Raw genomic sequence first — 14,599 nt, 5'->3', positions numbered from 1 at the left:
GCTTTACGCGGTGCGGCGGCCCATTACCGGCTCCTCGCTGACGTGAACGCGCCTCTCCCGGACATCTGCCACGTGTTCGTGTTCGCCGGAATGCCCGTCCCGGCGCGATACTCGCCCTCATGATGCGCCTGAGAGTGGTGTGCGAATCACGCCACAGTGCCGCCGTGACGGATCTCCTGAATACCGAACCGGGGGTCGCTCACCTCACGGTCGCCAAGGGAATCGGCCGGCATCCATCCGGTGACGTCATCGAAGCCGTGGTCGCGCGTGAGGTCGCCGAGGACATTCTGATCCGGTTGGCGCAGCGCGGCGTACAGCGTCGCGGTGAGGTCAGTCTCCAGCCGATCCATACGATGCTGTCCGATACGGCCGAGGCCGCCGAACGCGCCGCACCCGGTGACAGTTCCGATGCCATCATCTGGGACGACCTGATTTCCACCACCGGCGAAGAGAGCCAACTGAGCCCCGTTTTCCTCGCGTTCCTGACCATCGCCTGTCTCCTCGCCGCGGTGGGCGTGATCACCGACTCCGCGATCACCCTCGTGGGGGCCATGGTGGTGAGCCCCGACTTCGGACCGCTGGCAGCGCTCGCGGTCGCCATCGTCGGCGGGCGGCGCGACCTCGCGGCCCGTGCCGGGCTGGCCCTCGGGGTCGGATTTCCGCTGGCGATGCTGGTCACCGCCGCGTTGACGCTCCTCGCCAGGATCGGTGGCCTGTTCGAACCCGGCGAACTGTCCCACCTCCAGCAGGTGTCGTTCATCTACCAGGTGGGGCCGTTCTCCGTCATCGTCGCGCTGCTGGCCGGTGCCGCAGGAATGATCGCGCTCACCTCGGAGAAACCGGGCGCGCTGATCGGGGTCTTCATCTCCGTCACCACCGTGCCCGCCGCCGGGTTCGCGGTACTCGCCGCGGTCGCGGGCGACTGGCTCCGCTGCGGCGAAGCCGCCCTCCAGCTCCTCATCAACCTCGCAGGCGTCACCCTCGCCGGCGCCCTCACCCTGCTCATGCGACGACGGCACATCATCCCCGGCACCGGCGCCGCTCCCGCCGGCGCGTCACACGGGTAGCCGCCCGCCCGATGTCACGCGGGTACCCGAGCGGCCGTCCCCCTGGCTTGTCCACCGTTCCTGGACCGCACTACCTTGCCGCTGTGGATCTCTTCTCACGCTCGTGGACAGCGCTGCGCACAGCGGTCGCCGCACTCCCGGACGAGGACTTCGCACGGCCGTCCGGCTGCACCGGCTGGCTCGTGCGCGACCTCGTGTGCCACCTGATCATTGACGCGCAGGACGTCCTGATCACCCTCGTCACCCCCGCCGCAACGGAACCCACCGTCGACGCGGTGACCTACTGGACCGTCGCGGACCAACCGCCGACCGGCGACGACCCGCTCGACGCGCTGATCGTCCGGCTGGCCGCCGCCTACGAGGACCCGCACCTGCTCACGTTCCACTTCGACGACGTCGGCGCCGCCGCCGGACGCGCCGCCGAACTCGCCGACCCCGGCGCCCGGGTGAGCACCCAGGACATGGTCCTCACCGTGGGCGACTACCTCACCGCTTACGTCCTGGAGTGGACGCTGCACCACCTCGACCTGATCGCGCACCTCCCGGGCGCGGCGGAACCGCCGGCGGACGGCCTGGCCCGCGCCCGCGCGATGCTGGAAGAGATCGCCGGCGCCGCGTTCCCCGCGTCGTTCACCGACAAGGACGCGCTCCGGGTCGGCACCGGCCGCCGCCAGCCGACCGAGGCGGAACGGGCCGAACTCGGCGAACTGGCCGGGAAGTTGCCGTTCGTCGTCGGCTGACGGACCCGCGGCGGTGCGCCGAGTGCCCGGGTCAGGTGTTCGCGCGGCGGTCCGGTGGCGCCTGGCGGTGGCCGAGGAGTTCCTGGGTGTGCCGGCCGAGGGCGGGGGCCGGGGTGCGGAAGGTGTCGAGGCCGGATCCGAAGGTCACGGGGAAGCGGGCCTGTGGGCAGGCGGCGGGGTCGGCGGGGGTGGTGAACAGCTGTCTGGCGGTGGCGTGGGGGTCAGCCAAGAGTTCGTCCGGGCTGGTGAGGACGGGTGCCCAGGGGGCGTTGAGGCCGTCCAAGCGCTCTTGCCACCAGGCGTAATCGCGGGCTTGGAAGATGCCGTGCAGCAGGTCGCTCACGGCCTGCTTGGCGGCGGTGCGGGCGGCGCGCCTGTCGTAGGCGGGGGTGTTCAACGCGGGGAAGTCACCTGCCAGTTCGGTGCGGAAGCGGTGCCAGAACTTGTCCTCCAACGTGGCGAGGGAGAGGCGGTGTCCGTCGGCGGTGGTGAAGAGGTCGTTGTCGCCCTGGACGAGGCCCGCTTCGAGCGGGTCGGGGACGTGCCGCAGCGGCAGCGCGAAGAGGGAGCACCAGGCGGTGATGGATTCACTGAGGGATACGTCGATGTGCTGGCCATCGGCGCCGCTGCCGAGCGCGGCGGTCAGGGCGAGAGCCGCGTGCAGGGCGCCGGCCAGGTCGCCGATCCGTACGCCGGGGCGGGTGATGTGCCCGTCGAGGCGTCCGGGGACGGCGAAGAAGCCGGACAGGCCGAGGAAGTTGAGCTCGTGGCCCGGCTTGTGCGCGTACGGCCCGCTCTGCCCGTAGCCGCTGAGCGAGCACAGCACCAGGCGCGGGTTGACCTCGTGGAGCGCGTCGAAGCCCAGGCGCATCCCGTCGAGGACGCCGGGGCGGAAGCTCTCCACGACGGCGTCGGCGGTGCGCACCAGGTCGAGGAAGGCGCTTCGGCCTTCGTCGGTGCGCAGATCGACGGTCACCGAGCGCTTGTTGCGGTTGAGCGCTTCGAAGAGGTCGGGGGCGGCCCGCAACGGGTCGCCGGTGTGCGGAGTTTCGACCTTGATGACGTCGGCGCCGAGGTCGGCGAGCAGGGACGTGGCATAGGGGCCGGGCAGCAGCCGGGAAAGGTCGAGTACGCGTGTGCCCGTCAGTGACGACCAGGCGGGGGGCGCGGGGGTTGTCATCGGTGTACCTGTCTTGCGGGGGAGGGGTCAGGACATGAAGGCGAGGCCGTGGGCGATGCCGTTGCGCTGGATCTCGGAGGTGCCGGTCAGGATGCGGAACATGCGGATCTTGCGGAACAGGAACTCGATCTCGTTGCCCTGGGTGAGTCCTTCCTTGCCGTGGATCTGGACGGCCTGGTCGAGGATGCCGAAGGCGGACTCGGCGACGAACAGCTTGCACATGAACGCCTCGGTGCGGACCTCGTCGCCCCGGTCGAGAGCGGCGAGCGCGGCGTAGGTCATGGAGCGGGCCGCGTACAGGTCGGTGGCCATGTCGGCGACCTTGTGCTGGATGGACTGCAGGGTCAGCAGGGGCTGTCCGCCGGCGACTTGGCGGGTGCGGGTGCGTTCCAGGGTGAGGCCGAGGGCGCGGCGGGTGGCGCCGATGACGGTGGGGCAGTGCAGGAGCCGGTTGGTGGTGACGCGGCCGAGCGCGATCCGCATGCCCTTGCCTTCCTCGCCGATGAGGTTCCCGGCGGGGACGTAGCAGTTGTCCAGGACGATGTCGCTCTCGATGTGCTCACCGGACATGGGTGTGGCACCGTCGGCCACCCGGCAGCCGGGGCTGTCGAGGTCGACGAGGAACGCGGAGAAGGACGGTTTGTCGCCTTCCTGCTCGCCGGTCCTGGCCATCCGGGCCACGACGATGGCGAAGTCGGCGAACGGGCCCGCCGAGGAGAACACCTTGTGGCCGCTCAGGCGGAAGCCGTCGCCGTCGCGGACGGCGGTGGTGCGCATGGCACGGACATCGGACCCGGCATCGGTCTCGGTCAGCGAGAAGCAGCAGGCGCGCTCGCCGCGGACCAGCGGCAGCAGGTACGTCTCCAACTGGTACGCGGTGGCGTGCCGCAGGATGTCGCCGGCGCGCAGCGGGCCGCCCATGTCCCCCAGCACGCTGTGGCCCAGCACGCGTCCGCTGGCGCCGACCTCTTCCTTCAGGGCGGCCAGCGCGGAGTAGGAGAGGTTCTGCCCGCCGTAATCCTCGGGCAGGTGGATGCCGTAGAAGCCCAGCTCGCGGCTGCGCCGCCAGACGGGTTCGAGGTCGGCGCGGGTGAGGCGGCCCTCATGGGTGAGGCCGCGGTCGCGCTCGTAGTCGGCGAGTTCGCCGTCGAGGTAGTCGCGCAGTCGGCCGACGAGATCGCTGACCTGGGGGTCGTCGTAGGAGGGGCGCAGGGAGAAGGTCATGTCGTGGTGGTCCTTGCCGGTCGGATGGCGGTCAGTTCACGCGGCGGGCGGTGCCCGCCCAGAACGGTTCGCGCACGGCCTTGCGGTCGAGCTTCCCGTTGCGGTTGTGGGGCAGTTCGCCGACGAAGTCGACGGTCTTGGGCTTCTTGAGGCGGTCGAGGCGCTCGGCGCAGAACGCGGTGATCTCGTCGGCGCTCAGGGTGTGGCCGGGACGGGGCACGACGACGGCCTTGACCGCCTCGCCCCACGTCTCGTCGGGCACGCCGACGACGCAGACCTCCTGGACGCCGGGGTGTTCGTAGAGGGCGGCTTCGACCTCGGTGGAGTAGATGTTGAACCCGCCGGAGATGATCATGTCCTTCTTGCGGTCGACGAGGAACAGATAGCCGTCCTCGCGCATCCAGGCGAGATCGCCGGTGTGGACCCAGCCCTCGCGGAACGTCTGCGCCGACAGCTCGGGCTCCTGCCAGTACTCGCGCACGCAGTCGGGGCCGCGGACGATGAGTTCACCGACCTCGCGCGGCGGCAGCGGCCGGCCGGCGTCGTCGACGATCCGGATCTCGGTGTCGTACGTCGCCCGCCCGCAGGACTGCAGCAGCTCGGGTTCATCCGCCACGGCGTGCGCGATTTCCTGGCTGCTCAGCCCCGCCACCACGCTGGTGGTCTCGCCCAGGCCGTACCCCTGCGCCACGACCGGGCCGAAGAACTGCACGGCGTCCCGCAGGCGTTGCGGCGAGATGGGCGCGCCGCCCACCCGCACACCGGTCAGGCTGGACAGGTCCCGTTCGGCCGCGCCCGGGTGGGACAGCACCATGTTGACCATGGCGGGGACGAGGAACGTCGTGGTGATCCGCTCCTTCTCCACGGTGTCCACGAACGACTCGGCGCTCCAGGACGGCAGGACGTGGGTGGCCGCCCCGGCGAACACGTTGGCCAGCAGCGTCATGCCGGTGGCGTGCGTGATGGGACCGCAGGCGAGGTAGCGGGTGCAGGGCCGGGGCCTGGACTCGTCGCTCATCAGCAGTTTGCGCATGTTCGCGAGGCGGTTGCCGAAGGTCTGCACCGCCGCCTTGAGCGCTCCGGTGGATCCGGAGGTGAAGTTCAGGACGCACGGCGCGTCCTCGTCCACGTCGACGGCGACCGGGCCGGCCCCGCCCGCGCCGAGCAGGGCCCGGTAGCCGAGCACCCCGTCGGCGCCCGGTACCGCACCCGTTGCGGACGCCGGTTCGTCGTCGAGGAGCACGGGAAGGCAGCCGGTGTCCGCAGCCTCGATGGCGGCCAGCGCGTCCTCGCGGTGCGCCGCGTCGAACACCAGGGCGCGCACCGGCGCGTAGCGCAGGATGTGCTCGATCTCGCCGCGCCCCAGACGGGCGTTGACCGGCGCGCGCACCAGTCCGGCCTTGTAGAGGGCGAATTCCACCTCGACCAGCTCCCCGCGGTTCCAGGCCAGGGAGGCGACCGCGTCGCCGGGGCGCAGTCCGCGGGCGATCAGGGCCGCGGCGAGCCGGTCGGTGGCGCCGTCCAGCTCCGCGTACGTCCAGGAGCGCTCGCCGCAGACCAGGGCGGTCGCGTCGGGCCAGTAGCGGGCGCTGCGGGTGAGGTAGGTGCCGAGGTTCATCAACTCTCCAACCGTGCGATCTGACCAATTCAATACAGCAAGAACGTTTACAGACAGAGTGTTTTGTATCTTGTGAGCTGTCAAGAGCCGTCTAGACTGTGCGTGCATCACGAACAGGGCGAAGGGGGCCGCATGGCCGAGGACAGGCGCACCAGACGCACCCGCAGGGCGCTGGGTGCCGCACTGGTGGAACTGGTGCTGGAACGCGGCTTCAGCGGGCTCACCGTCGAAGACATCACCGAGCAGGCCGACGTCGCACGCGCCACGTTCTACGCGCACTTCAAGGGCAAGGACGATCTGTTCGCACGCGTCACCGCCGACCTGCTGGAACAACTCGCGCAGCGCCTGGAGCCGGTGGTCTCCGGCAGCGCCATCGGGTTCACCGGCAAACCGCTGCTGGAGATGTTGCGGCACGTCAGCGACGAACGGGACGTCTACCGCGTCGTCCTGCGCGGCGAAGGGGACGGCAAGCCCCTCCAGATGTTCGTCGACTCCTGCGCCGCCGCGACGGCACAGGAGTTCAAGGCCCGCGCCGAACGCAACGACGTCAAGCCGCGCATCGACGCCGACCTCCTGGCCCGCGCCTGGGTCGGCGAACAGGTCGCCGTACTGCGCTGGTGGGCCGAGCAGGACACCCCGCCGATGCCCGCCGAAGAGGCCGTGCGCATGCTCCTGGACCTGGCCCTGCACGGCCGGTACTGGGCCAGCGGCTTCACCGCACCGGAGACGAACTGACCTGCGCCCGACCGGAGCTGACCGTGACCGTGATCCGACCGGAGTTGACCGTGACCGTGATCCGGGCGGTCGCGGTCAACGCGCTGCACGGCCTGCGCCCAGGCGCGCCGCGTCGCGTGCCGGGTGGATGCAGCAGACGGCCACCACCCCGCAGACGATCATGACGACCGCGGTCAGGGCGAACGACTGCGCGTACCCCGCACTCGTCGATGGCGCTGTATCCAGCAGACGCCCGGTCAACGACGGGGCCAGCAGCCCCGGAAGCGTCCCCGTCGCCGCCACGATCCCGAAGAGCGCGCCGCGCCGGGAGGCGGGCACGACCGCCGCGACCGTCATGTAGTGCAGCGGGAACGCGACGGAGTGCGCTCCGAAGGCGACCGCGATCACCGCCAGCCGCACCGGCAGCGGGCCGACGAAGGGGAACACCGCCATCGCCGTCCCCGCGCACGCCACTGCCAGCCCCTGCGGCACGCCGCTCGACAGGCGCAGCGACACCCCGCGCCGCGTCAGCCGGTCGATCACGGGGGACAACCCCAGCAGCAGCACGAGGCTGAAGGCGGCAATGGAGCTGAGCACCGCCGCCGCCGACCCCGGGCTCATCGCCAGCTCGTTCCGCAGATACGACGGCAGCCACGCCTGACTGAGCGTCATCGCCCACGACGCCCCGAAAGCGCTTGCCACGCTCCCGATCACGGTGCCGCACAGCAACACCCGGCGATAGGGGACGCGTTCGGCCCCGCAGGTCGCGGCCGGCCCGCGCGCGGACGGCCGGTCGTAGGGCCCGTCGTGCCCGGCGAACCACCACACCGCACTCCACGCCAGACTCATCACGGCCAGCGCGGCAAACGCCGAACGCCACCCGAACCGGGTGATGAGCCAGGTCACCACGGGCGCCGCGATGAGCGTGCCGAGCGCGGCACCACTGATCTGCAGGGCCGACGGCAGGCCGCGCCGCCCCGCCGGAAACCATTTATAGAGGGCGTGCATCGACATCGGCGCGGCCGGTCCCTCGGCCGCGCCGAGCAGCATGCGCCCGGCGGCCAGCGTCGGCACGGCCGCCACGACCAGGACGGGCAGTTGGGCCAGACCCCACACCAGGCACATCACGAACAGCAGGACCCGGCTGGAGATGCGGGCGGAGAAGAAGCCGACGACCAGCCCGGAGAGGCTGAACAGGACCGAGTAGGCGCTGGAGATCAGGCCGTAGGTGCTGTGGCTGATGCCCAGTTCATCCATGATCGGGTCGGCGGCCAGCCCGAGCACCGACTTGTCCGCGAAGTTGACGATCATGAACGAGACGATCAGCGCGGTGACGAGCCAGGCGCGACGCCGGTCGAACGCCGGCGCCTCAAGGCCGCCGGACGCGTCGAGGGTCAGCGGCGGTGACGGCTGCGAGGGCATGGGAAGACTCCTGCGATTCGGGAGAGGCAGGGGCGACTGCTCTGTCACGGGAAGGCCGGCGTCGCACGGACACGGACCGCGGCCCCGCCCCCGCACACCCTGCGAGAAAGTGAACTCAGCGTCTGCTAACAGTCTGCTGATTCGGAAACGTAACGGGCTGGCCACTTCCGGTCAATGGTTCGGCGGACGGGTTCGGCGGACGATCGAGGTATTCCCGCGGGGAGTGCGCCCATCGGAGCGGGAGTGCAGGCCGATGGCATCTTGCCTTTCCGGACAGTGTGTATGGTAACGATCGGATAGTCGCTCAACGTTGAGGAGTGCACATGGCTGACGCACCGCTGGCGGACCTCCACTGGTCCCGCGGCTACACCGACCCGGCATGGATCCGCCGCTACACCTCGGCGGGCCGGGAGTTGCTGCCCAGCCGGCGGGTGTGGCGCGGAACGGCCCCCGCCCGCAGCCTGCCGACGGACACCGCGGGCATCGACCAGCTCACGATCACCGCACCCGACGGCCGCGCGCTGACGCTCCAGGACCTCTACGCGGCTGCCCGGACCGACGCCCTCCTGGTGATGCACCGGGGCACCGTCGTCTACGAGAAGTACCTGTACGAACTGGAGCCGCACGACGCCCACTTCAACGCCTCGGCGGCCAAGTCGTACCTCGGTCTCCTGGCGGCCACACTGGCCCACCAAGGGGTCATCGACCGTGCCGCGACGGCCACCAAGTACGTCCCCGAACTCGCGGGCACCGCCTTCGGGGGCAGCACCGTCGACCACCTGCTGCACATGGGCACCCACGTCGCCTACGCCGGGCGCCCCTTCGACAAGCCCGTCGAAGCCCAGCGCTACCACGCGGTCATCGCGCCGCCCTTGCGCCCCTACGGCTACAGCGGCCCCACGAGCATCCGCGAACACCTCGCCACCGCCCGCGCGACAGCCGCACCGGGAACCGAGTTCCGCTACGAAAACGGCAACGTCGAAGCGCTCGCCGAAATCCTCCGCCGCGTCACAGGCACCACCACCTCCGCCCTGCTCAGCGAGATGATCTGGTCCCGCATCGGTGCCGACGAAGATGCCTACTACGTCCTCGACAGCGAAGGCGTCGAAGCCGCCTGTGGAGGATTCAGCGCCACCGCCCGCGACGTGGCCAGGCTCGGCGAGCTGATCCGCTGCGGCGGTGCCATCGCGGACCGGCAGATCGTGCCGAGCGCCGTGGCCGCCGCCATCCCCGACGCCCCGGACGGCTACGCCCAGCACGTCCGCTTCCCCGCCGCGCCTCCCAGTGCCCCCGCCAACCTCTCCTACCACGACTACTGGTGGATCCTGAACGACCCGTACGGCTCCTTCATGGCCAGCGGCATTCACGGTCAACGGCTCTTCATCTCACCCGAGTTGGAAACCGTGATCGTCCACTACGGATCCCAGGTGATGTCCCCGGTCGCCCCCGTGGCCCCGCTCGTCCCGGCATTCCAGCAGATCGGCGTCCACCTGCAGCGCACCCGCTGACCTCGGCGGGGGTCGGCGGCGCGGCCGGGTCGCAAGGCGTCCGGTTCCCGTCAGGTCACGGGATCTTGCCCGGCCGTCGTCGCGTATGCCCCCGGGGGGTAAGGTGGCGATCTCGGGGACACGGCCACAAGGGGAGTCGATGACGCAGCGGAGAGCTGGTGGCGGCGGTTCGGCCGTGCGCTTCGCCTTCGCCGCGCTCCTGGCCGTGTGCGTCGCGGTGGCGGTGCTGATCCACCACGAAATGCCGATGCTCGTCGCCCCGCCTGCGTCGGCCTCCTCCGGCCATGCCGCGCATGCCGTCATGGACGGGGCCGCGGACGACAAGGCGCCGAGTGCGGCAGAGCCGTCCGTGGCGAGTCCCTCGGAACGCAGCGCAGGCGCGGCGGGATGCGCGGCTCCGGGGACGGCGCACTGCAACGCGGCAGGAATCGACAGCGTGCAGCTCGCCGTGCCCGACCAGGGTGTGCTCGACCCGTTCGCCGACCTGCGCAGCGCCGCGGCGGGACGGGTGCCAGGAGGCGTGGCGAGCCGCGCCCCGCCGGATTTGTCCGCCCTCTCCGTGCTGCGGATCTAGGCCGTCCCGCACGGCACGCCACGTGCCGTCCGCGCCATGGCCACCTCCGTAGTTTTCACGTCAGAGGACGTCACATCATGAACAGCATCACCCGTCGCTCCCTCGTGCTCGCCGGGCTCGGCACCGCCGGGGCGGGCGCGCTCGCCGCCTGCGGCAGCAACTCAGGATCGGGGAGCGGCCAGGCACTGGTCAGCCCCGCCGGCTCGGCGGTCGCCGACGCCGAGAAGAAGCGCGCAGGCACCGGGCGGGAGCACAAGCTCACGCTGACCGCCGCGCCCGCCACCATCGACCTGGGCGCCGGCATCATGCCCAAGACCTGGGCCTTCGACGGCCGCACGCCGGGCAAGGAGGTCCGGGTATCCGCCGGCGACACCCTGGTCGCCACCCTGGCCAACCAGCTTCCGGGGAAGACGCCGACCTCCGTCCACTGGCACGGCCTCGCGCTGCGCAACGACATGGACGGGGTGCCGCCCACCACACAGACCGCCGTACGGGCCGGTGCCACCTTCACGTACCGCTTCATCGCCGAGGCGCCCGGTACGTACTTCTTCCATCCGCACGTGGGCGTCCAGCTCGACCGCGGTCTGTACGCCCCGTTGGTCGTCGAGGACCCCAAGGAACCCCTCGGCTACGACGACGAGTGGGTCGTCGTGCTCGACGACTGGCTCGACGGCGTGAGCGGCACCCCCGACGAAGCCTTCGCCGAACTCAAGCACGGCATGGGCGACATGGGCGACATGCATGGCGGCGGTGACTCGGGCTCCGGAAGCATGTCGCACGACGGCATGTCCCACGGAGGCATGGGCGGGATGGGCGGGGGAAGTTCTGCCTCCGCTTCCCCCGCGTCGTCGGGCGACGGCATGTCCATGAAGTTCATGCTCATGGGCGCCACCAGCAAGCTGCTGGGCGGCGACGCGGGCGACGTGAAGTATCCGCACCACCTCGTCAACGGCCGGGTGCCCGCCGACCCGGACGTCTACACGGGCAAGCCGGGCAAGAAGGTCCGGCTGCGGATCATCAACGCCGGTTCGGACACCGCCTACCGGGTGGCCCTCGGCGGCCACCGGCTGACCGTCACCCACACCGACGGCTTCCCGGTCCGGCATCAGCAGGTGGACGCCCTGCTGATCGGTATGGGCGAACGCTACGACGTCCTGGTCACCCTCGGCGACGGGGTTTTCCCGCTGGTGGCAGCCGCGGAGGGCAAGGGCGCGAGCGGCCTCGCCCTGATGCGGACGGGCTCCGGAGGCAAGCCGTCGGCCACCGTCCGCCCGAAGGAGCTCGACGGGAAGATCGTCACGGCCTCGCAGCTGCGTGCCGCCGACAGCGTGCGGCTGAAGCAGGCCGGGACCGACGTCACCCACCGGATCCAACTGACCGGCGGCATGGCGAAGTACGACTGGGCCATCAACGGCAAGCCGTTCGACATGGCCGATCCCCAGGCAAATCCCCTCCGCATCACGGAGGGCCAGCGGGTACGGCTGGACTTCGTCAACGAGACCGACATGTGGCATCCGGTGCACCTGCACGGCCACACCTACCAACTCGGCGCATCAGGACCGCGCAAGGACACCACGATCGTGCTGCCGCAGCAGAAGCTCTCGGTGTTCTTCGACGCCGACAACCCCGGCCAGTGGATGCTCCACTGCCACAACGCGTACCACGGCGAGGCCGGGATGATGGCGAACGTGGCGTACCGCGCCTGAACGAGCCGTAGCCGCCGTGGCGGCGAAAGGTCCGGGCCCGTCGGGTGACGGGCCCGGACCTTTCGGCCGGCGGACGCTCAGACGCGGTCGGCGGCGATCAGGAGGTACTGGAAGGAGCCGTCCTCGTAGGAGTTGATGAACGCCTCTTCAATGCCGGTGACCAGGGACGACGTGGCCCGCAGCTTCCAGTACGGCAGCGTCGCGGGAGTCAGGTCGACGACGGCCTGCGGCACGAGACGGTTGTCGGCCATGGCGTGCAGGTCGGCCGGCAGCTCGTAGCCGCCGACGGTGTCGGTGATGGTGGGGCAGGGGCGGAAGTTGTTGAACTGGCGCATCGCCAGGTACTCCCACACCTCCGGAACCTGATCCGTCTGGGCCCAGGCGGCCTCGGCGAGGTACCCCAGGTGCAGACGGGCCATGTCGTGCCGGTACCGGTCGGCCTGCGAAGCGCTGGACTGCTGAAGGAAGTACTCCATGGCGGAGCGGTAGGCCCGCCGAGGGGCGTCCGACTGGAGCGACTCCACCCACGCCGGCGCGTACTCGTCCGTCGTGTGCAACGGGTCGAGTGCCGTGTGCGCCAGCAGGAGGCGGCTGCCGAGACCGATGGGCGAGCCGCCGTGGTCCTCGCAGTAGCAGTCATCGACCGCGTTCTCGGCGACCATCAGCCGTGTGGCGATCATCAGGTGGTCGACGGTCGGAGCGTCCGGATGGCAGGCGACCATGTAGCGGCCGACGGAGAAGCCGTCGAACTGGTCCTCCCACTCCGGCGGGTACGCCTGGACCTCGTGCACCGCCCAGGTTTTGATCCTGCGGCTGATCTCTGCCACCCGCGCCGGGTCGGGCTGCGGCACGGGATGGTGGTAGAGGCCAGGGACCGGTGTGCCATCCGCCGGCGTCTCGGGCGCCGCAGCGGCCGAAGGCTCCTCGCGGCGGCCCGGATGCAGGCTCGCCGTGCCCAGACCACTGGGGCCGCGCAGAATCCGTTCCAGGGCGGAGCCCGGTCGCGGCACCGTGGCCGCGGCCTCCCGCGCCTGCTGCGCGATCAGGTCACCACCCGGACCGTCCACGGGAGAGGCCCTGATGGCACGGAGGGAGGGCGGGCCGGGCAGAGCGGGCCGGGCGCCGGTTTCGGTACCGGTGACGTGGCCGTGCGCCCCGGAGCGGGGCGCCGTGGCAGGCGGGCTCGACTGTAGAGGGGAAGGCCCAGGATCGGGCATCCGTAGCTCCTTGGTGAGGTGGGGTGGGCTGCCCCGGATCCCGGGCGTGCTCGCCCGGCCCGGGAAGGTCCGGGCCGTCGTGGCCGCCGAACGGATCCGCTAGCCGTTGCGGCGGCCGATCTGCACGTTCTCCAGCACGCCGAGCGCATCGGGCACCAGGATGGCGGCGGAGTAATAGGTGGACACCAGGTACGAGATGATCGCCTGCTCGCTGATGCCCATGAAGCGCACCGACAGGCCCGGCTCGTACTCCTCCGGAAGGCCGGTCTGGCGCAGACCGACGACGCCCTGGTTCTCCTCGCCGGTACGCATGGCGAGGATCGAGCTGGTGTTTCCCTTGCTGATCGGGATCTTGCTGCAGGGCAGGATCGGAACCCCGCGCCAGGCCGGGACCTGCTGTCCGCCGAGGTCGACGTGGTCCGGGTAGAGCCCGCGGGCGTTGAACTCGCGCCCGATCGCCGCGATTGCCCTGGGGTGGGCGAGGAAGAGCTTCGTGCCGCGGCGACGGGAGAGGAGGTCGTCGAGGTCGTCCGGGGTCGGCAGCCCGGAGTGGCTCTGAATCCGCTGCTTGAAGGCGGCGTTGTGGAGGAGGCCGAACTCCCGGTTGTTGATCAGCTCGTGCTCCTGGCGCTCGCGCAGCGCCTCGATGGTGAGCCTGAGCTGCTCCTCGGTCTGGTTCATCGGCCCGTTGTAGAGGTCGGCGACCCTCGTGTGGATCCGCAGCACCGTCTGCGCGACGGAGAGTTCGTACTCACGCGGGCGGAGTTCGTAGTCGACGAAGGCGCCGGGCAGTTCGGGTTCACCGGTGTGACCGGCCGACATCGCGATTTCGGCCTCGCCGTGCTTGTTCTGCCGCTGGTGGGGAAGCGAGCGGAACTGCTCGGTGTGGGCCTGGAGGCTCGGCGTCGTGGACAGCACGGAGGCGAAGTCGGCGCGGGACAGGGTGAGCAGGGTGCCGGCGGTCTCGGCGGTGATGGTGCGGTCCCACGTGGCGTCGGAGTCCAGAAGGGCGTCCTCGCCGAAGTGGTCGCCGTCGGCGAGCACGTCGTCGGAGATCTCGGCGCCGTACTTGCCGACGGCGATCTGGCTGACCCGGCCGTGCGCGATCAGGTGGATCTGCTCGGCGTGGGCACGGCGCTCGGCCAGCACCTCGCCGGCGCGGAAGTCGCGCTGGACGCACCGGTTGGCGATCGCGGTCAGCACCTCGACGTCTTCGAAGCCGCGCAGCAGGGCCAGTTCGCCGAGCTCGCGGGGGATCACCCGGACGTTGGCGCCGTCTTGGACGAACTCGATCTGGCCATCGCCGACGGTGTAGGTCAGCCGGCGGTTCACCCGGTAGGCGCCGCCCTTGGTCTCCACCCAGGGGAGTACCCGCAGCAGCCAGCGAGAGGTGATCTCCTGCATCTGCGGGGCGGACTTGGTCGTGCTGGCAAGGTTGCGGGCAGCCGCGGTGCTCAGGCTGGTCTGCCGGGGTGCCTCCGGCTGCGCTTCCGGGCCGGTCTCAACGGTCATCTGGCGAAATCTCCTTCGCGAAGGGGGGATCGGGGTACGGCGGGCCAACCGGTGAATTAGGACGGAGGCCGGATGTCAGGAAATCCGTCCGGCTCCCGGGGACCGGTAAAGGGCCGT

12 protein-coding genes are annotated in these 14,599 nt (G+C 70.6%); 6 read left to right on the top strand and 6 right to left on the bottom strand.

The features are described 5' to 3' along the window. The first annotated feature begins 164 nt into the window (after nt 1–164). Together ACGFNI_RS05985 and ACGFNI_RS05980 are read left to right on the top strand one after the other, a co-directional pair. A complete protein-coding gene (locus ACGFNI_RS05985; RefSeq protein ID WP_393680991.1) occupies nt 165–1,067 on the top strand; it encodes a DUF389 domain-containing protein in 903 nt (300 codons plus the stop codon). Between the two features lie 83 nt (nt 1,068–1,150). Beyond that, nucleotides 1,151–1,807, top strand: a complete 657-nt coding sequence (locus ACGFNI_RS05980; protein ID WP_393680989.1) for a maleylpyruvate isomerase N-terminal domain-containing protein — start codon at nt 1,151–1,153, stop codon at nt 1,805–1,807. A gap of 31 nt (nt 1,808–1,838) precedes the next feature. Here the strand turns inward: ACGFNI_RS05980 and ACGFNI_RS05975 are convergent, their stop codons facing one another. The 3 genes from ACGFNI_RS05975 to ACGFNI_RS05965 are packed head-to-tail and all read right to left on the bottom strand — an operon-like array spanning nt 1,839 to nt 5,829. Continuing rightward, nucleotides 1,839–2,987, bottom strand: coding sequence for a CaiB/BaiF CoA transferase family protein (locus ACGFNI_RS05975; protein WP_393680987.1), 1,149 nt, complete (start codon nt 2,985–2,987; stop codon nt 1,839–1,841). Nucleotides 2,988–3,014: 27 nt separating this feature from the next. Beyond that, nucleotides 3,015–4,211 (bottom strand): acyl-CoA dehydrogenase family protein, encoded by a 1,197-nt coding sequence (locus ACGFNI_RS05970; RefSeq protein WP_393680985.1) that lies wholly within the window; start codon nt 4,209–4,211, stop codon nt 3,015–3,017. Between the two features lie 31 nt (nt 4,212–4,242). After that, entirely contained in the window at nt 4,243–5,829 is a 1,587-nt protein-coding gene (locus ACGFNI_RS05965; protein ID WP_393680983.1) for an AMP-binding protein, read from the bottom strand. Nucleotides 5,830–5,961: 132 nt separating this feature from the next. Between ACGFNI_RS05965 and ACGFNI_RS05960 the strand changes: the two genes are divergently transcribed. Then, nucleotides 5,962–6,564: a TetR/AcrR family transcriptional regulator gene (locus tag ACGFNI_RS05960; RefSeq protein WP_393680982.1), complete on the top strand. Its 603-nt coding sequence runs from the start codon at nt 5,962–5,964 to the stop codon at nt 6,562–6,564. 75 nt (nt 6,565–6,639) lie between these two features. Here the strand turns inward: ACGFNI_RS05960 and ACGFNI_RS05955 are convergent, their stop codons facing one another. Further along, nucleotides 6,640–7,965 (bottom strand): MFS transporter, encoded by a 1,326-nt coding sequence (locus ACGFNI_RS05955; protein ID WP_393680980.1) that lies wholly within the window; start codon nt 7,963–7,965, stop codon nt 6,640–6,642. 323 nt (nt 7,966–8,288) lie between these two features. On the opposite strand from ACGFNI_RS05955, the gene ACGFNI_RS05950 reads away from it, so the two are divergent. From ACGFNI_RS05950 to ACGFNI_RS05940, 3 genes are all read left to right on the top strand, one after another. Beyond that, nucleotides 8,289–9,473 carry a serine hydrolase domain-containing protein gene (locus ACGFNI_RS05950; protein WP_393680978.1) on the top strand — a complete coding sequence of 395 codons (1,185 nt, stop codon included), beginning with the start codon at nt 8,289–8,291 and terminating at the stop codon, nt 9,471–9,473. 139 nt (nt 9,474–9,612) lie between these two features. Next, nucleotides 9,613–10,047, top strand: a complete 435-nt coding sequence (locus tag ACGFNI_RS05945; RefSeq protein ID WP_393680976.1) for a DUF6153 family protein — start codon at nt 9,613–9,615, stop codon at nt 10,045–10,047. Between the two features lie 77 nt (nt 10,048–10,124). Then, the gene (locus tag ACGFNI_RS05940; protein ID WP_393680974.1) at nt 10,125–11,753 is read left to right on the top strand and encodes a multicopper oxidase family protein; all 1,629 of its coding nucleotides are present in this window, start codon (nt 10,125–10,127) and stop codon (nt 11,751–11,753) included. Nucleotides 11,754–11,830: 77 nt separating this feature from the next. On the opposite strand, the gene ACGFNI_RS05935 is transcribed toward ACGFNI_RS05940, so the two are convergent. Together ACGFNI_RS05935 and ACGFNI_RS05930 are read right to left on the bottom strand one after the other, a co-directional pair. Continuing rightward, entirely contained in the window at nt 11,831–12,820 is a 990-nt protein-coding gene (locus ACGFNI_RS05935) for a hypothetical protein (protein WP_393680973.1), read from the bottom strand. Nucleotides 12,821–13,069: 249 nt separating this feature from the next. Then, entirely contained in the window at nt 13,070–14,482 is a 1,413-nt protein-coding gene (locus ACGFNI_RS05930; RefSeq protein ID WP_393680971.1) for a family 2B encapsulin nanocompartment shell protein, read from the bottom strand. Nucleotides 14,483–14,599 lie beyond the last annotated feature (117 nt).

Source organism: Streptomyces sp. NPDC048644 (genome assembly GCF_043199105.1).
Taxonomy (GTDB): Bacteria; Actinomycetota; Actinomycetes; order Streptomycetales; family Streptomycetaceae; genus Streptomyces.
This window is presented reverse-complemented; position numbering and strand designations above follow the sequence as displayed.